This is a genomic window from Nocardia pseudovaccinii (assembly GCF_050942345.1).
Lineage (GTDB): Bacteria > Actinomycetota > Actinomycetes > Mycobacteriales > Mycobacteriaceae > Nocardia > Nocardia pseudovaccinii.
Map to the genome: position 1 here is coordinate 6,981,231 of NZ_CP192074.1, position 16,291 is coordinate 6,997,521.

The 16,291-nt window shown below is 65.8% G+C and carries 16 protein-coding genes; 5 read left to right on the forward strand and 11 right to left on the reverse strand.

Going from position 1 to position 16,291, the window contains the following annotated elements:
- Position 1: 1 nt before the first annotated feature.
- The 4 genes from ACQPZ2_RS31400 to ACQPZ2_RS31415 are packed head-to-tail and all read right to left on the reverse strand — an operon-like array spanning position 2 to position 4,425.
- Positions 2 to 577: a GTP-binding protein gene (locus ACQPZ2_RS31400; protein WP_063045567.1), complete on the reverse strand. Its 576-nt coding sequence runs from the start codon at positions 575 to 577 to the stop codon at positions 2 to 4.
- Positions 578 to 605: 28 nt separating this feature from the next.
- Positions 606 to 1,043, reverse strand: coding sequence for a DUF742 domain-containing protein (locus ACQPZ2_RS31405; protein WP_433521763.1), 438 nt, complete (start codon positions 1,041 to 1,043; stop codon positions 606 to 608).
- A complete protein-coding gene (locus tag ACQPZ2_RS31410) occupies positions 1,040 to 1,468 on the reverse strand; it encodes a roadblock/LC7 domain-containing protein (protein ID WP_063045565.1) in 429 nt (142 codons plus the stop codon). The genes ACQPZ2_RS31405 and ACQPZ2_RS31410 overlap by 4 nt, the downstream gene beginning before the upstream one ends.
- The gene (locus ACQPZ2_RS31415) at positions 1,465 to 4,425 is read right to left on the reverse strand and encodes a nitrate- and nitrite sensing domain-containing protein (protein ID WP_433521764.1); all 2,961 of its coding nucleotides are present in this window, start codon (positions 4,423 to 4,425) and stop codon (positions 1,465 to 1,467) included. The genes ACQPZ2_RS31410 and ACQPZ2_RS31415 overlap by 4 nt, the downstream gene beginning before the upstream one ends.
- Before the next feature lie 466 nt (positions 4,426 to 4,891).
- On the opposite strand from ACQPZ2_RS31415, the gene ACQPZ2_RS31420 reads away from it, so the two are divergent.
- Genes ACQPZ2_RS31420 through ACQPZ2_RS31435 form a run of 4 tightly spaced genes read left to right on the forward strand, consistent with a single transcriptional unit; the run spans position 4,892 to position 7,888 of the window.
- Positions 4,892 to 5,404 (forward strand): DUF3558 domain-containing protein, encoded by a 513-nt coding sequence (locus tag ACQPZ2_RS31420; RefSeq protein ID WP_433527570.1) that lies wholly within the window; start codon positions 4,892 to 4,894, stop codon positions 5,402 to 5,404.
- Positions 5,405 to 5,425: 21 nt separating this feature from the next.
- The gene (locus tag ACQPZ2_RS31425; RefSeq protein WP_433521765.1) at positions 5,426 to 5,812 is read left to right on the forward strand and encodes a hypothetical protein; all 387 of its coding nucleotides are present in this window, start codon (positions 5,426 to 5,428) and stop codon (positions 5,810 to 5,812) included.
- A 16-nt stretch (positions 5,813 to 5,828) separates the two neighbouring features.
- Complete coding sequence (locus ACQPZ2_RS31430) at positions 5,829 to 7,091, forward strand: hypothetical protein (RefSeq protein WP_433521766.1); 1,263 nt, start codon at positions 5,829 to 5,831, stop codon at positions 7,089 to 7,091.
- 23 nt (positions 7,092 to 7,114) lie between these two features.
- The gene (locus tag ACQPZ2_RS31435; protein ID WP_433521767.1) at positions 7,115 to 7,888 is read left to right on the forward strand and encodes an ESX secretion-associated protein EspG; all 774 of its coding nucleotides are present in this window, start codon (positions 7,115 to 7,117) and stop codon (positions 7,886 to 7,888) included.
- Between the two features lie 4 nt (positions 7,889 to 7,892).
- Here ACQPZ2_RS31435 and ACQPZ2_RS31440 read toward each other — a convergent pair whose 3' ends face one another.
- The 5 genes from ACQPZ2_RS31440 to ACQPZ2_RS31460 all read right to left on the reverse strand — a co-directional run bounded on the left by ACQPZ2_RS31440 (position 7,893) and on the right by ACQPZ2_RS31460 (position 11,933).
- A complete protein-coding gene (locus ACQPZ2_RS31440; RefSeq protein ID WP_433521768.1) occupies positions 7,893 to 8,921 on the reverse strand; it encodes a hypothetical protein in 1,029 nt (342 codons plus the stop codon).
- 43 nt (positions 8,922 to 8,964) lie between these two features.
- On the reverse strand, positions 8,965 to 9,483 hold the full coding sequence (locus tag ACQPZ2_RS31445; RefSeq protein ID WP_433521769.1) for a PspA/IM30 family protein: 519 nt from the start codon (positions 9,481 to 9,483) through the stop codon (positions 8,965 to 8,967).
- A gap of 25 nt (positions 9,484 to 9,508) precedes the next feature.
- Entirely contained in the window at positions 9,509 to 10,276 is a 768-nt protein-coding gene (locus tag ACQPZ2_RS31450) for an alpha/beta hydrolase (protein ID WP_433521770.1), read from the reverse strand.
- Between the two features lie 54 nt (positions 10,277 to 10,330).
- On the reverse strand, positions 10,331 to 10,621 hold the full coding sequence (locus ACQPZ2_RS31455; protein WP_433521771.1) for a DUF427 domain-containing protein: 291 nt from the start codon (positions 10,619 to 10,621) through the stop codon (positions 10,331 to 10,333).
- Positions 10,622 to 10,979: 358 nt separating this feature from the next.
- Positions 10,980 to 11,933, reverse strand: coding sequence for an alpha/beta hydrolase (locus tag ACQPZ2_RS31460; RefSeq protein WP_433521772.1), 954 nt, complete (start codon positions 11,931 to 11,933; stop codon positions 10,980 to 10,982).
- A 363-nt stretch (positions 11,934 to 12,296) separates the two neighbouring features.
- Here ACQPZ2_RS31460 and ACQPZ2_RS31465 point away from each other — a divergent pair, with 363 nt between their 5' ends.
- A complete protein-coding gene (locus tag ACQPZ2_RS31465; protein ID WP_433521773.1) occupies positions 12,297 to 12,506 on the forward strand; it encodes a hypothetical protein in 210 nt (69 codons plus the stop codon).
- Positions 12,507 to 12,569: 63 nt separating this feature from the next.
- On the opposite strand, the gene pheT is transcribed toward ACQPZ2_RS31465, so the two are convergent.
- The gene (gene pheT, locus ACQPZ2_RS31470; protein WP_433521774.1) at positions 12,570 to 15,074 is read right to left on the reverse strand and encodes a phenylalanine--tRNA ligase subunit beta; all 2,505 of its coding nucleotides are present in this window, start codon (positions 15,072 to 15,074) and stop codon (positions 12,570 to 12,572) included.
- A gap of 46 nt (positions 15,075 to 15,120) precedes the next feature.
- Complete coding sequence (pheS, locus tag ACQPZ2_RS31475; RefSeq protein ID WP_063044271.1) at positions 15,121 to 16,179, reverse strand: phenylalanine--tRNA ligase subunit alpha; 1,059 nt, start codon at positions 16,177 to 16,179, stop codon at positions 15,121 to 15,123.
- Positions 16,180 to 16,291: the final 112 nt, after the last annotated feature.

Below are 16,291 nucleotides of genomic sequence, written 5' to 3' on the forward strand. Positions count from 1 at the left end.
GTCAGCCGACCTCGCTGGGTTGCCTGCGCGGTGCGGACAGGCGCTGGACGAGCACCTGTTCGAGCAGTGCGACAAGCACCTCTTTTACCGATCCCCGGTCTCGCGCATCACATTCCAGGATGGGGATCCACTCGTCGAGCTCGAGTGCCTCACGGACCTCGTCGAGTTCGAAGTGCTCGCCCTGTTCGAATCGGTTGACCACCACCACGAATGGCGTGTTGTGCTCTTCGAAGTAGTCGAGCACCGGATAGCAGTCCTCGACCCGGCCCGTGTCCACCACGATCACCGCGCCGAGCGCGCCGTCGACCAAGTCGTCCCACAGGAAGACGAAGCGGTCCTGGCCGGGAGTGCCGAACAGGTACAGGATCAGCGAGCTGTCGAGGGTGATGCGGCCGAAGTCCAGAGCGACGGTGGTCTCGGTCTTATCCGCGCGCCGCCCCGGATCGTCCACGCCTATGGCGACCTCGGTCATCGCCGCCTCGGTCACCAGCGGTTCGATTTCGGAGATCGCGCTGATGAATGTTGTTTTGCCGACACCGAATCCGCCGCTGATCACGATCTTGACCGACGAGGGCATCGACCGCTCGGCCGGTGGTGTCCGATATTCAGAGTGCCCGTACAAGGTCCCTGATCCTCTCGATGGCTGCGGTGGAAAGTTCCGGGGCGTCCCGGACCGAAACGTGCCCGGCGGCCGCGAGATCACTGACGATCACCTTCGCGACGCCCACCGGAACGTGCAGCGCCGTCCCGATTTCGGCGATGGAATGCGGCTGCTGGCACAGCCGAACGACGGTGCGCTGTTCGAAGTGCAGCGGCGCGGACAGCGCGGCGGGCAGCGCCCGCACCAGTGTTTCGATGCGCAGCCCGTCGATCAATGGCGTGGTGCGTCCCGCCGTGACGACGAACGGGCGCACGAATCGGTCATCGAGGCCCCGTTCGTCCGGACTGTCTTTCGGCGACCGACCGGCCACGAGCCAGCCGAAAGTTTGGTTGACCGGGATCATCCGCGGGTCCGGCAACCGCAGCCGGTATGGATCTCTCATCGGCGCAACGACTCTCGCAATTCCGAAATGAGCGCCGGGTCCAGCAGCGCACCGGCCCGTTCGGCCAGCACCGCCATCTCGTAGCCCACGAGACCGACATCGCAACCGCCGTCGGCGATGACCCCCAGGCAGCTGCCGTCACCGAGGGCGGAGACCAGCAGGAAGCCGCGCTTCATCTCGATCATGATCAGCTTCAGTCCATCGAATGCGTAACTGCGCGAGGCACTTCGGGCCAGGCTGGACAGTCCCGAAACCATGGCCGCCAATCGGTCCGCACCGGTACGGTCCAGGCCCTCCGACATGGCGATGAGCAGGCCGTCGGAGGAAACGGCGACGGTATCGCGGACGCCATCGGTATTGCGGACGAAATTGGCCAGCATCCAGTTGAAGGTGTGCGGGTCCGCAGCCTGTATGTGGGTGGTCATCGAGTCTCCTCTGCGGTGGTGGTTGAAGCCGAGGTTTGCGCCAAATCCGTGGCGCGCGGGATATTTTCGGGCGTCCCCGTTCGTGGCGAGGTGAGAGCGCCGCGCTCATGTCCGGCCCGGAAGGACGAGAGCATGCTGCGAGTTTCGGCCGGTGAGCGATCCGCTACCGGAGCACTCGGCGGCTCAGGAGCCTTCGGCGCGCTGTCACTTCCGATGTCCGCTGGACGTGCTCGCTTGTTGCGCTTGACCAATCCGTTCCTTGTGCGCTGCACCGCCGTCGGCGCAGCATCGGATTCCGCTGCCGCTGTTACCGTTTCGGGAACCTGCCATAGCGATCCGCTGGCCGAAGACGGTAAAGCGGGCTGTGAACCCTGGAATGCGGTTATGCCGTCGATGGGGCGATCGGCACCGGATCCGTTGACTGTGGGCACGCAGTTCAGGGATCGGCTGGCACCATCAGTTCCGGTAGCGCCGGGCAGACTGGTCAGCGATCCACTGCTCCCGTCGCGTGTGAATACGAATCCATCGATCCCGGTACCGATGGATTCGGCATTGTCATCGGAACCGACCGGCGTGGAAAGGAATTGGGCGAATGGCGCGGGTGCCGATGCGGCGAAGCCCGGTCGGGAATGCGCGGGTCCACCGGACCGTGGTGGCCGAGGCGCGGTGCCGTCGGGGTCGGATGCGCCGTTCGTCCGCGCATCACGGGTCAGCGCACCGGATACCGCAGTGCCGAGCGCCGAAGCATCGGGCACTGGAGCATCGGCGAGCGGGGCATGAGGCATGGAGCCGCCACCTACCACCGCGTCATCGATTGGGGCACCGTTGACCAGAGCGCCCAGCACCGGGGCACCGTTGACCGAGGCACCAGCTATCCGAGCGCCGTTGACCGGAGCGCCAGGCGCCCGAGCCCCATCAGCCGGAGCACTGTGCCGCGGCCTGCCGAGCATCGGTCTCGGCGAAACAGCTTCGCTCACGGGAGATCCCCCCAAAGCCGGGAGGACACCGGTCGCAGCCGACTCGACCTGCCCTTGCGCACCGGCCACCGCAGCCGAATCGCTCCGCTCTCGCGCCGCGGGTGCGCGCCGATCTTTCTCTCCCGCGATGATTCCCGCGGGCAACAGCAGCCGCGCGACGATCCCGCTCACCGGCGACACATTCAACTCGACATCGATCCCGAGCCGCCGCGCCAACCGGCCGACCACGTAATGCCCCAGGTACCGCGTCGGCGCGACGACGAAATCGGTCTCGCCGCGCAGCCGGGCATTCGCCTCGTCCAACTGCTCCACCGGCATCCCGACACCGTGATCAACCACCGCGAGCAGATATCCGGTCGGCAGCTTGCGTCCGTAGATCTCCACCTCCATATCCGGTGGAGAGAAGGCCAATCCGTTCTCGATGAGCTCGGCAAGCATATGCGCGAGATCAGTGACAACCGCGCCGGTGATCGCGATATCGTCCACCCGCCGCAGCACCACCCGGCGATAGTCGTCGACCTCCGACAACCCGGCCCGAATCACATCGGTGAGCGGAATCGGCTCGGCCCAGCGCCGCGGGCTTCCCGCACCCACCAGCACCAGCAGACTTTCGGCATTGCGCCGCATGCGGGTAGCGAGGTGATCGAGTTCGAACAGATTGGACAGCGCCTTGGGATCGAGTTCCTCGCGTTCGAATTCACTGATCAGGCCGAGCTGACGGCGAACCAGATTCTGGTTGCGCCGCGCCAGATTCGCCATCGACTCGGTGGTATTGCGGCGGACCAGCGCCTGCTCCGAAGCCAATTCGAAAGCGGTAGTCTGCACACCATCCAATGCCCCCGCCACCGCGGCGATTTCGACACTCGCGCCGCGCGGTGTCCGCACCGGCGCAGGCGGATCGGGTTGAGTGTCATCGGATTCCCGCCAGGCCGCGATCACCCCGGGCAGCCGGTGATTGGCGACATCATCCGCCTCCGCCGCCAACGCGGCGAGCGGACGCACGATGGCGCGCACGCTGGTGAAGACCAGCGCTACCTCGGCGGCAACGGCGATCAGCGCAGCGAGCAGGAAGCCGCCGAGGGTCAAGAACGCATCCCGGCGCAGCGCCGCCGCACGCCGCTGCACATCGTCACCGACCGCCTGCTGGACCGTGCGCTGCTCATCGATGACCGCCGTCATCTGCGCCCACCAGGTGCTCGGATCCACCGAACGCACCAGCGGACCGTTGCTCGACGCGATCGCGATCCGCTCCGATTCGCCTGCGTTGACGGCATTCTCGCTGCGCAGCGCCGCATCGAGCTCGGCCTGCTGTGCCGCGGTCGCGTCGCGCGCGAAGGCGGTCAGACCGGCCATCTTGGCGGCACGGATATCGAGGAATTCGACATACTCGCCACTGCGGAACTCGTCGGCGGCGAAGACGCCATTGAGGAATCCACGTTCCTTGGCCGTCTGCTCCTTGGCCTCGCCGAGGGCGTACAGCGCCTCGAGGCCATGGCGAACCTCGGCGTCGCGCGCCTGATCGAGCCCGAGCGTCAGACGATTCAGTGCGGAAATGCCGTCGGTATAGAACTGAAACGCGGCCTGCCTGCTGGTGCGGCGGGCATCGATCTGCGAACGGGTCGCATCCAGCGCGTCGAATTGGCCGATCGCCGAACGCACCTGGGCCGTGCCCGGCGCGTTCCCGTCCGCGGCCTTCTCGAGTGCGGCCAGCGCGCGATTCGTTTCGACCCGCTGATCCGCCACGGTCTGCACCAGCCGGGCATCGCCGCCCAGCAGACCATTGCTGAGCCCGCGTTCGCGCTGTGCCTCCTGCACCAGATCCTGGACGGCCAGTGCGAGCGAGACCGCGTGCACGGTGTCACCACTGTCTCGGAAGGCCTTGACCTCCCGGGCGACCGTCACGCCGAGCAGCGCCAGTACCAAAACCAATGAGACGACGAGGATTCGGGCCAATTGCCCCCGAATCGTGCGCGGTCGCATTATTCTGCTTCCGGCAACCTGGCGTTCACTTCTGGAGTCGGCAGTCATATCCGTTGTGCCACCGGGTTTTTCCGACCGTTGACGTAAACGCACCACCCTGCTCCTCCGATTGCCAAGCCGTGACAGCTCCACGGCGAGCGCACGGAAAGTCACGCAGCAGCCTGCTGCAGGGGCAGGTCGCTGTCAACGCGAAAACCGGACAAAACGGTCACAGAGCACATTTGTATACATGCTGGTAATCCACTGTTTTCGCGGTGTCGATCCGCTCACATCATGTCGCCGGACAGTGTGACGTGACGGCCGTCGCAGACAGCTGTGCCGAGGATTCACTGTGCACGATTCCGGCCGAATCCTTCGCTCCCACTTCCCATCGCGACCAGCGATGCTCCGCATATCGTTTGATATGGTCATGATCTCCGGATAGCCGCAGGTCGAGAGGGTGGGGATGGCGCACCGATTGAAGTTGATGCTGCTCACGGCGGCTGTGCTGCCGGGGTTGGTCGCGTGTGGGACGTCCAAGAGCGGAGATGCGACGCCGAGCAGCGGAACGAGCGCTGCTCCTGTGAAGTTGTTCGATCCGTGCACCGGAATTCCGGATAGCGCGCTGACGGCGGCGGGCCTGAACCCCTCCGCCAAAGAGAGCGGCGTGGCAGGCGTACACCAATCCGGATGGGAGATCTGCAACTGGAAGGGTTCGAAGTACTCCCTCGGAGTCTTCTCCAGCGCCCGAACTGTGCAGGAGATCGAACAGAAGCAGGGAAACGTCGAGTTCCAGGATGTGACGATCGCCGGACGGCAGGGCCGTCAGTTCCGTGTCGAAGGTGCGTCCCATGACCTGATGTGCGATGTCGTCTTCCCCGCGTCCCAAGGCATCTTCGAGCTCACTCTGATCAACAATCCGGTGCTCGACCATCCCGCGCCACCGTGCGGCCTGCTGCAGCAGGCCGGTGCGGCCATAGTGCCGGTGCTACCGAAGTAACTCCGAGGGGGAAGACTGTCAATGAGCCAATCCGATGTCGCGCAATGGACACGATTTGCTGATCAAGCGCGGTCCGGCGAACTGTACTTGGACAGCGAAGAAGCAGCGCGGCAATGCCTTACGGCTTGCGACCAACGACTCAGCGATCTTCAGGACATGCTGATTCAGGCGCAGGCGGCGCAAAGAGTCTCCGGCTTCGGCGATTTCAACATGGCCAACGACCTCGTCAAAATGTTCAAGGGCCAAGCCACCGGCGAGGACAACTCGATCGACAAGATAATCCTGGACCATATCGAGGTCGTCAAAGATATGGGCCAAATCATGGCCCTCTCCATCAAACGCATTACCGGCCAGGACGTGACCAACTCCGTCAACTTCAACACCAACACCGAATCACTAGGCGGCTGACACCATGGGATTCGGCATGTTCAACTGGAGCGCAGGCGATCTCGGCTCCGCAATGCTGGAAAGCCTCACCGACTGGATCGCGGGCGACGAACGCAAACCCGGCGTCGACCCCGCCGCAGTGCAGACCAAATTCAATCAGCAGCGTGACGGCGTCCGCAGCACCGCCAATGGCATCGGCTTCCAAGGCGATTTCCGACCGCGTTCGGTCAAATCCCGCGACGACTTCGATACCCCGTCCACCTCGCAGCTGCGCGAAAAGGTCGACAAGATCGATCTCACCGCCGTCGGCAATCTCGCGACCGCATGGAATGAAATCGGCAAACGCGCCGAAACCTCGTTGAATACCTTCAACGAGGCGATGAAGCGCGCGACCGACGAAAGCATCTGGAAGGGCGCGTCGCGCAATGCGGTAGCCAAGGCGGTGGGTGACTACAGCACGCAGGCTTTGCAGCTCGCCAACGCCGCCAAGCTGACCGGCAGTAAGGTCGCCGAGCTCGAGACCGGTCTGGAACCGACGAAAGCCCTTGTGCCGCATGCTCCCGAGCTCCGGTCGAATGTCGAGAACGCCAGGCATTGGATCGCGGGCCGCGGTTGGCGCGATAACGACGAGGCCGAGAGCACCGCACACGCGGAAGCGGTCCGTGTGCTGCGCACTGTATACGCCCCGGTAATCGAGGAGACCGACACCAACGTTCCGGTCATCCCGAAACCCGATAACCCGACCGCGAAGCCGGGCGAAACCCCCAACACCGGGCCGGGTTACAGCCCCGGCGGCAGCCAGCCCGGCTCCACCCCCGGCGGCAGCCAGCCGAAACAAGAACCCACGAGCACCGAGGAGAGTCCGTCCACCGATCCGTCGAGCACCCAGTCGACGGATGGTTCGACGACGCCGAGCACCACCAGCATCGAGCCGACCACGACCAAGCCGGACACCACCGCGACCAACCCGTCGTCGGCGACAACACCGACCAGCACGGGTTCGCCCACCCACTCGGGCAGCCCGAGCGGCACCCCCGGATCGACCGCGCAGTCCCCGGGCCGAACCGTCTCCGGAACACCGACCGGCTCCGCCACGCCCACTACCGCGGCCTCTACCACCGCTGCCACCACAGGTCGCAATGGCATGTCCGGCATGGGTTCCCCTGGCAATCGCGGCGGCAAGGACGAAAACGAGTCCACCAAGGGTGTTCCCGACTACTTGATCAACCAGCAGAACGGCGAAGAACTCACCGGGCTCGCCGATGCACCGAAGACGGTCCCGCCGGTCATCGGCGAATGAGCACCGGCAGACAGGAAGACCGCATGACAACCGCGCGGCGGTGGCGTTTTACCGCGCTCGAATTCCGAGTGCTCTGGGAATCGACCGGACGGGATGTGCTCCCCTATCCGCTGCGACATCGTTCCACCGAGGTCTTCCAGGAGGATTCGGATCGGCTGCGTCGGGCCGCGGCCCAGGTGGTGGTGCCACAACTGGACGAGGATCTGGTGCGCGCCGTCGAGGTGCTGCTGGCGCCGGAGGCGCGGGTGGAGGTGGCGGGCTTCCGCGGTCCGCGCAACGAGCGCAAGATCCGCGCGCACGGCGGCGTGCATTTCCAGCACGGCGCACTGGCGATTCAAGAGCCGGGACCCGAGCACCAGCATGGCGGGGATGTGGACCTGCTGTTCCTATCGGCCGACGATCTGGCCCCGGCCGTGGTCGACGTGTTGCCGGAATCCCGTCCGGGACAGGGTAAACCGATGCAGGTACCGATCGAGGAGTTGGAGAAGCCGCCGCCCGTGGTGCGCGACGCGTGGCGTCCGACGGCGCGCGAGGAGTTCGACAAATTCTTCCGTCGCCCGACGACCGCCACCGTGCACGTCGGGGTGTATCCGCTCGGCAGCGTGGACAATCGGCATACCAAGGGCCGCAAGGACTTCCAGATCACCGATTTCGACAATGACGGCCGCTACGTCAGTTTCGGCAGTCGCACCGTGATCGTGAAGCCGACCGATCGGCAGCGCGTCACCGCGACGCTGCGCGAAATGATCGGCCGCACAGTCGAAGAGGTCCGCAACGGCGATCATTTCGCACGCTGACGGCTCAGCCCTTGACGTCGCCCAGGATCCCGAGCACCACATCCGAGGTGTAGAACGGCTCCAGCCGCTCGCGAATCAGCTTGCCCAGCACGCCATTACGCTTCGCACCCTCGATGACGGCGGGACCGTACCGCAGGATCTCCTTGGCGATATCGTCGCCGGACAGACCGAGTTCCGGCAGCATCGCGGCCAGCGTGAAATCGCCGTACTTGGTGAAGAAGACATCCACGCACTCGTCCACGAGCAGCCCGAAATACTCCTTCTCCCTGGTGGTCACCGCGATCTCGTAGCAGAGCAGCACCAGTTCGTTGAGATCCTTCTGGGTCAGATAGTCCCGCAGGCCGCTCACCGGCTCATCGGCGTGCAGATCCCAGAACTCCATCGCGGCATCGTGCACCGGAGCGTCGCGCAACATCTCCCGAATGGCATTGTTGGTGCGCTTGAGCGCGAATGCCGCACCCTTGCCCGCCATATCGCCGATGAAGGTGCTCTCGGTGGCCTTCTTGGCGGTCTTGGCCGCCGACTGTCCCATGGAGATCAGCGATGAGACACCCGGAATCTTGCCCGCGATCTGCCTATTCGCCTCCATGAAGTCGGAGATGAGCTTATCCACGAACTTGGCGGCGACTGTGGCGACCAGTGGGCTCTCGGTCAGCCGCTCCAGGATCCGCTCCTGCGCCTGATGCATGCCGAAGATCTTCTCCAGCAGCGCCTCGACCGGTTCGCGGTCGACCACCTGGCCCAGGGTGTAGTCGTTGTTCGCGGCGATATGGTCGTAGATCGAGTCGGCGAATACTCCGACCATATCCGCGATGACCGGACTGCCGCCGATGAGATCGATGACGGTGCGGACCGTCTCCTTGGCATCGTCGATGCCGACGACATCGCGGAAGATCAGGGTGTCGGCCACCCCGAGCACCGATTCCACATCCCGGACGACGACCTCGGTGAAGCGCTCGCCGCTCACCTCGGCCAGCAGGAATTCCACTTGGGCATCGAGTAGCCGTTCGGCGATCTCACGCGGCTCGCTCATCGAATATCACCATCACATTCGTAGTCCGTCGCGCTCGGTCAGCTTACGGATCGTTCGATTCGACATCGTTGCCGTGCAACGATTTCCGTATCTGAGCCAGACGCTCGCGCGCCGCTTTCTCGCGCGCCTCCCATTGTTCGTCGGCGCTGCGGCCCGCAGGAGTCTGCCGGTCGAGTTCGCCCATCCCCTGCGCGGTGCCGAAGCGCTGCTCGACCTTATCGCGAACTGACTCAAAAGTAGGTACGCCGCCGGACGAATATCCGCCCACCTCGGAGCCGGACGGGATACCGGTCGGCGGTACCGGTACCGCCGGTACCGGAGAAAAGCCTCCGACCTGCCCGGATGCGCCTGCCCCCGGCTCCTCGTCATGCGGCTGCGGCGTCACAGTGGCAGGACTCACAGTCGACTCGGATCCCATATGGCCGAGTCCGGCGGCCTCCACGACCGCGGTGTGCACCCACGAGAGCCGAGGTCGGCCCGCGGTGGCAGTGCCGAGTACCGCCAGGAGCTCGTCATCGGACAGCGCCGCGAGCCGCGCGGTGATCTCACCCAAATCACTCATATCGCCAGGCTACGCACGAGCGCCATCAGCGGGCGAGCACATCACCCGCCCAGGAGCGGATCAGATCCGCCCAATCGACCCCGGTCGACATGATCAGATCGTTGTGACCCCCGCCGGGAAAGACCACCAATCGCTTCGGCTCCGGCGCGGCCGCGAACAGCCGCTCGGCATGCCGCAGCGGTAGGAGTTCGTCCTGATCGCCGTGCATGATCAAGACGGGTGCGCGCAGCTTGCTGATCCGGCGCAGGCTCGGGTAGGCGTCCGGGACGAACGGGCTGGGCAGGAAGGGATATACCGAGCGGGCCGCGTCGCGCAGGCCGGTGAAGGTGGACATCAGTATCAGTCCGGTGGGCGGATGCTCGGTCGCCAGTTCGAGCAGGACACCGCCGCCGAGCGATTTGCCCAGGTAGAGTATGCGATCCGGATCGACGCCGGGCTGTTTCAATAGCACCCGCCGGGCCGCGTGGGCGTCGAGATAGGTGCCGTGCTCGGTGGGTCGCCCGGTGCTACGTCCGTAGCCGCGATAGTCGAAAGTCAGTACGTCCAAACCGATTTGGGTGAGCAGCGCGTAGATCGGCACCCGGTCGCCGATATTGCCCGCATTGCCGTGCGCGAACAGGACATGTCCGATCGAGCGTGCGGCGGGCAGCCACCAACCCTGCAGCGTCTCGCCATCGGTCGTGCGGATGGACAACTCGGTGTAATCCATCTCGAGGATCGACGGCGTCTGCACGACCTGGCGATCGGGCATGAAGGTCAGCGCATTGAGGATCGGACTGGCCGGATGTCGCATGCCATCGTTCTTACCCGGAACCCGCCGCCGACGCGCGCCGACTCCCCGAATGCATTACACCTCGACGACGTCGACGCCCTTCCAGAACGCGACCCGGTCACGCACCTGCTCGGCCTCCGGCTTCGGATCCGGGTAGTACCAGGCGGCATCCGAATTCTTCGCGCCCTCGACCTCGACCGTGTAATACGACGCGAGCCCCTTCCACCCGCACACGGTATGCGTATCGCTGTCCCGGAAGTACTCCGTCTTCAGCGCTCCCGCCGGAAAGTAATGATTACCCTCGACCACCACGGTGTCGTCGCTCTCGGCCAACACCGTGCCGTTCCAAATGGCTCGCATACTCATCGAATCTCCCGCCGTCGCACCGGATTCCGCCGCGCACAAACCACGGCTAGCGGGTGTAACCCAACCCACACCCGCCCTATTCCCGATCATGCTCAGTGACACCGCGCACGATCTTTACGCCGCGCACCGATTTGCCCAGAAAATCGCGGCGCGGCGCGACAAAGGTGCGCAGCGGCCGATAGCCCCGATCCGTTACCGCGCCGCCGCGCTATCCGGTCCGGCTCGCTCGCCAAGCGCAGTCGAAACGCGGCGCGACACGCCCCGGGGCATCGCCATGTGACTGCGCTCGACGGATCTCGATTACCTCAGAAGCCAGCTGGACGCGGCACTTGCACCTGCCACCTGTGTTCGCGGCCTCCTATACGCCGAGGCCCGCTTTCAGCGCCGGCCAGGACTTGGGCAGCGCGGCCTTCCAGTACGGCCACGAGTGGACTCCGACAGCGGCGTAGTCGATGGAGAGGTCGGCGCCGAACAGTTTCATGGCGGGTGAGATGGCGAGGGTGCAGTCGTGCGAGATGTTTTCGATCTCGTTCGACCGGATCGGGTCGTTGGGCCACGACCAGCGATCGTCGAACGGGGCATCGTCGGGGCCGGGCACACCGGTGCCGACGTACAGGTGGACCGGTTTGCCGCGCAGCGCGTCGAGGTGTTTGCTCGGATCGTGCGCCGCCCACTCCGGGTTGCCCACCTTGCCCCACATGTTGTCCGGGTCCCCGCCCTTGGATTCGACCACGGGGCGCACCGATAATTGCCCGACACCGTCGGTGGAGTAGCAACCGCTGAAGGCCGCCAGCGCACGGAACATATCGGGGTGCCGAACGGCCAGAATGGCTGCCGCTCCCGCCCCCATCGAAAGTCCGCCCACGGCGTAGACCCCGTTGCCCTTCAGCTCACGGTCGATCAACGGCGGCAGCTCCGAGGTCAGGAAGGTCTCCCACTTCTGGTGTCCCAGTTTCGGGTCATCCTTCAACCAGTCGGTGTAGTAGGTGCCCCCGCCACCGACCGGCATCACCACATTGACCGGCTTGTCGGCGAAGAACTCCTTGGCGCCGCCACGCAGCGTCCAGGTGCTCGCCGGCTGGGATTCCGACGCCCCGTTTCCGTCCAGTAGCAGCAGGGTCGGCCGGGATGCCGACTGGTTCGCCGGTACCAGCACGTCGAGGTGGATGGTCCGATTCATCGCGGGCGAGCGGACATACATCTGCCATTGCTGCGCGGAGGTGTGCTCGATCCGCTCGACGGTGGCGGCCGCGTTCGCCTGCGGAGCCGCGACGATCAGCGGCGCGATCGCCATGGCCGCAGCGACGGCCACAATTCGACGGAACCCTCGACGTTCTCGCAACACCGACATGCGCAAACCCATGTGCACCCTCTCATCGACAGTCGGCCCTTTCGGGGCCCGTGGCTGATTCGCGTCGACAATGCCATGGAACGCGCACGCAGACTTCCCACCGTCGGTAACTATCGGGCAACGTTGCAATCCGCCACCCTCACCGTGTGACGACAGCCGGGCGCCTGCGACATCCGTGCTCCTATCGCCGTAGCGCCAATTCTCAGCAATATCGCGGATTTCGTACGGGAGTGGGCGGTGAATGCATCGGCGGCAGCACGAAACCGGCGCACAACAAATCGGCCGATACCTGCGTCGCCGATCGCATGGTCGCGGGAAAACATAATGCACTTAGCCGCAACACAATCGGCCCCGGGGACAGTAGCGCCTGAGCTGTTCCCGACCGCGGTGGGCGCATACGACCATTTCGCCGATCTCGAGGTCGACGGCGAGTCCGACGCGATCGCGGACACCCCGGGCCCCGATATCAGCTCACCAGCCGCGCAGCACCGCGCCGACCACACCGAAAATCGCAGGGCCGCGGGCAACACGTAAGACACTGAGCCACAACACAAATCGACCCCGGACGCAGTGACGCCCGGGGCCGATATCAGCTCATCAGCCGCGCAGTACCGCGCCGACCGCGCCGGAAGCGGCCGCGACCGCCGAATCACGCGCGGCACTCGCTTCGTCCTCGGTCAGTGTCCGGTCACTGGCGCGGAAACGCAGTGCGTAGGTCAGCGATTTGCGACCTTCACCCGCCTGCGTGCCCTCGTACACGTCGAACAGGGCGATATCCTCCAGCAACGCACCGCCGCCGGTGCGCAGCGCCGATTCGACCGAGGCGGCGGGCACGGACTTCGCGACACTCACCGAAACGTCCTGCAGTACCGCCGGGAACGGGGAAACCACTGGGACAGGCCGGGATTCGCGCAGCGGCAGGGCATCGAGATCGAGTTCGACGGCGCAGGTGCGCGGCGGCAGGCCCGCCCGCTCCAGCACGGCAGGATGCAGTTCACCCGCGTGCCCGATGACCTGACCATCGACCACCAGCTCGGCGCACCGCCCCGGATGCCACGGCAGGTGGACCGCTGGACGACGCTCGATGCTCACGCCCGCCGCATCGGCGACGGCATCGGCGAGCGCGAAGGCATCGGCGGCCTCCGCCGGACGCCCGGCACCCCACGGCCCACGCGGTTCCCGCCGCCCCGTCAGGACCGCACCGATGTGCACCGGCTGGGCAGGCAGCGAATCGAGCAGTTCCTCGATCTGCGCATCGGTCGGACGTCGATCCACCGGCAGCGCCGCCACCGCCCGCACGTTCGGACCGGGCAGCACCACCTGCGCGATCCCGAAGATCGCGAGATCGCGGGCACCACGAGAGATATTGCGCGCGGCCACTTCCAGCAGCCCCGGCAGCAGCGTGGTCGCCAATTCCGCGCGCTCCACATCGAGCGGGTTCAGCACCCGCGTGGTGGTGCGGCGCGGATCGTCGGCGTCCAGACCCCAGATGTCGAAAACCCCGGCGGCGAGGAACAGCGGCGGCAGCACCTCGACGCATCCGGCGAAGGCCAGCGCCCGGCTCACCGCGCGACGGCGGCGCTGCGCGGTGGTCAGCCCACGCCCGGCCGGCGCGGTCGGAATGACGGAGGGGATCTGCTCCAGCCCCTCCAGCCGCAGCACCTCTTCGACGAGGTCGGCGGGCTGGGCCAGGTCGGGCCGCCAGCTCGGTGGCGTGACGACGAGTTGTCCGTGCCCGGTGGCCTCGTTGACGCCCACCTCGACCGTGCAGCCGATCTGCGCGAGCCGACGTGCCGACGTGCCGGTCGGATACACCACGCCCGCCACCCGATCGGCGAGATCGATATCGATCCGGATCGGCGGCGCGGCGGGCACCGGCACCCGAACATCGGTGAGCGCCGATTCCACAGTGCCACCGGCGATTTCGGCCAGCAGCGTGGCCGCGCGATCGACCGCGGCGACATTGATCTCCGGATCGACGACCCGCTCGTACCGCTTACCTGCCTCGGAGACCAGCTTGTGCCTGCGCGCGGTCCGATAGACCAGCAGCGGATTCCAGGTGGCGGCCTCTAGCACGATATCGGTCGACTCCGCGCCGACTTCCGTTGTCGCACCGCCCATTACGCCCGCGAGGGAGACCACGCCGCTATCGTCGGCGATCACCACATCCTCGGCATCGAGCACCCGCTCGACCTCGTCCAGCGTGCGCAGCGTCTCGCCCCTATTGGCCGTGCGCACGACGAGACCGCCGTTGAGCTTGGCCGCATCGAAGGCGTGCAGCGGCTGGCCGAGCTCGAGCATCACATAGTTGGTGACATCGACCGCGGGTGAAATCGGGCGCACCCCCGACAGCAGCAGCCGACGCTGTAACCACCAGGGGCTCACCGCATTCGGGTCGATACCGGTGACCCGGCGCACCGCGAAACGGGTGCACTTCGACTCCGGCTCGAGCCGGACCGACCACGCGTCCTGCTCGTCATCGGGCAGTGTCCGCACCGCCGGATCCGCGTATTCGAGATCGAATCCGCACGCCAGCTCGCGCGCCAGACCGCGGGTCGAGAAGCAGTACCCGCGATCCGGCGTGATGTTCAGCTCGATGACCGTATCGTCGAGCCCCAGGAGCTCATTGGCGTCGGTGCCCGGTTCGGCGGTACCCGGCTCGAGCACCAGAATCCCCGAATGGTCCTTGCCGATACCGAGTTCGGCGACCGAGCAGATCATGCCGTTGGACACATGCCCGTAGGTCTTGCGCGAGGAGATCTGGAATCCGCCGGGCAGCACCCCGCCCGGCAGCACCACGACCACCAGGTCGCCGACGGCGAAATTCGTTGCACCGCAGACGATCTCCTGCAGCTCCGGGTTGCCCACGTCCACCTTGCAGAACCGGATCGGCTTCTTGAACTCGCTCAGCTCGGTGATCTCGGCGACTCGACCGACCACCAGGGGCTTGTCGATATCACCGCTCACCCGCTGGAGCTTGTCGACCTCTTCGACCTCCAGCCCGACGCGGACGAATCCGGCATCGAGCTCCTCCGGCGTCACCGACCAGTCTGGGGTGGTCCGCCGCAGGATTTCGGTCAGCCAGGACTGCGCTACTCGCACTTGACGTTTCGCTCTCTCGATCGAAGGGTCGTTGAAATCGGCAAGCTCAGGACCGGACACCGAAGGGCAGCGTGAAACGCACGTCGCCCTCGACGATGTCCCGCATGTCCGGGATGCCGTTGCGGAACTGCAGCGTCCGCTCCAGCCCCATGCCGAACGCGAACCCGCTGTACACCTCGGGATCGATCCCACTGGCGATCAGCACCTTGGGGTTCACCATGCCGCAGCCGCCCCATTCGACCCAGCCCGCGCCGCCCTTCTTGTCCGGGAACCACACGTCGACCTCGGCGGAGGGCTCGGTGAACGGAAAGTAGTTGGGACGCATGCGCGTCCGGGTATCCGGCCCGAACAGGGCGCGCGCGAACGCGTCCAAGGTGCCGCGTAGATGCGCCATGGTCAGACCCTTGTCCACCGCCAGTCCCTCCACCTGGGAGAAGACCGGGGTGTGGGTGGCGTCGAGCTCATCGGTGCGGAAGGTCCGACCGGGGCACACCACATATATCGGCAGTTCGCGCTCGAGCAGCGAACGCACCTGGACCGGCGAGGTGTGCGTGCGCAGCACCTGTCGCGAACCCTCGGGCGCGATATGGAAGGTGTCCTGCATCGTGCGGGCCGGATGGTCGGGCAGGAAATTCAGCGCGTCGAAGTTGAAGTGCTCGGTCTCGACCTCGGGCCCTTCGGCGACCTCCCAGCCCATCGCGACGAAGACGTCGGCGATCTGCTCGGAGATAACCGTGATCGGATGCCGTGCACCGACGGCGTCCCGGCGCGCGGGCAGCGTCACATCGATCGTCTCGGCGACCAACACGGCCGCGTCGCGTTCGGCGAGCAGCACCGTGCGGCGCGATTCGAAAGCCTCCGATACCCGCGCCCGCGCGACGTTCACGCGCTTGCCCGCGTCCGCCTTCTCCGACTTCGGCAGGCTGCCGAGCGCGCGCTGTGCCAACGCCAGCGGCGCCTTACCGCCGAGATGCTCGGTCTTGGCGACCGCGAGCGCATCCAGATCGGCGGCCGCCGCAAACGCCTTCTCGGCCTCTGCCGCGGCGGCGGCCAATGCCTCCTCACTCAGCGCTGCGTTCTCGACTCCATCGTTGTCGTCGGCCACGATCGTTCGTCTCTCCCCTGGGGATCGGTTCGCGGGTCCGCAGTATTGCCGACCCACATTGCTCCTGGTCGAATCGTATTAGATGCGCGAGGGCCGATTCATCCGGATTACC

What these genes read in the sequence shown, in the direction of transcription:
- ACQPZ2_RS31400 (WP_063045567.1), bottom strand. Translation starts at nt 577, where the DNA reads ATGCCCTCGTCGGTCAAGATCGTGATCAGCGGCGGATTCGGTGTCGGC.
- ACQPZ2_RS31405 (WP_433521763.1), bottom strand. Translation starts at nt 1,043, where the DNA reads ATGAGAGATCCATACCGGCTGCGGTTGCCGGACCCGCGGATGATCCCG.
- ACQPZ2_RS31410 (WP_063045565.1), bottom strand. Translation starts at nt 1,468, where the DNA reads ATGACCACCCACATACAGGCTGCGGACCCGCACACCTTCAACTGGATG.
- ACQPZ2_RS31415 (WP_433521764.1), bottom strand. Translation starts at nt 4,425, where the DNA reads ATGCGACCGCGCACGATTCGGGGGCAATTGGCCCGAATCCTCGTCGTC.
- ACQPZ2_RS31420 (WP_433527570.1), top strand. Translation starts at nt 4,892, where the DNA reads ATGCTGCTCACGGCGGCTGTGCTGCCGGGGTTGGTCGCGTGTGGGACG.
- ACQPZ2_RS31425 (WP_433521765.1), top strand. Translation starts at nt 5,426, where the DNA reads ATGAGCCAATCCGATGTCGCGCAATGGACACGATTTGCTGATCAAGCG.
- ACQPZ2_RS31430 (WP_433521766.1), top strand. Translation starts at nt 5,829, where the DNA reads ATGTTCAACTGGAGCGCAGGCGATCTCGGCTCCGCAATGCTGGAAAGC.
- ACQPZ2_RS31435 (WP_433521767.1), top strand. Translation starts at nt 7,115, where the DNA reads ATGACAACCGCGCGGCGGTGGCGTTTTACCGCGCTCGAATTCCGAGTG.
- ACQPZ2_RS31440 (WP_433521768.1), bottom strand. Translation starts at nt 8,921, where the DNA reads ATGAGCGAGCCGCGTGAGATCGCCGAACGGCTACTCGATGCCCAAGTG.
- ACQPZ2_RS31445 (WP_433521769.1), bottom strand. Translation starts at nt 9,483, where the DNA reads ATGAGTGATTTGGGTGAGATCACCGCGCGGCTCGCGGCGCTGTCCGAT.
- ACQPZ2_RS31450 (WP_433521770.1), bottom strand. Translation starts at nt 10,276, where the DNA reads ATGCGACATCCGGCCAGTCCGATCCTCAATGCGCTGACCTTCATGCCC.
- ACQPZ2_RS31455 (WP_433521771.1), bottom strand. Translation starts at nt 10,621, where the DNA reads ATGAGTATGCGAGCCATTTGGAACGGCACGGTGTTGGCCGAGAGCGAC.
- ACQPZ2_RS31465 (WP_433521773.1), top strand. Translation starts at nt 12,297, where the DNA reads ATGCACTTAGCCGCAACACAATCGGCCCCGGGGACAGTAGCGCCTGAG.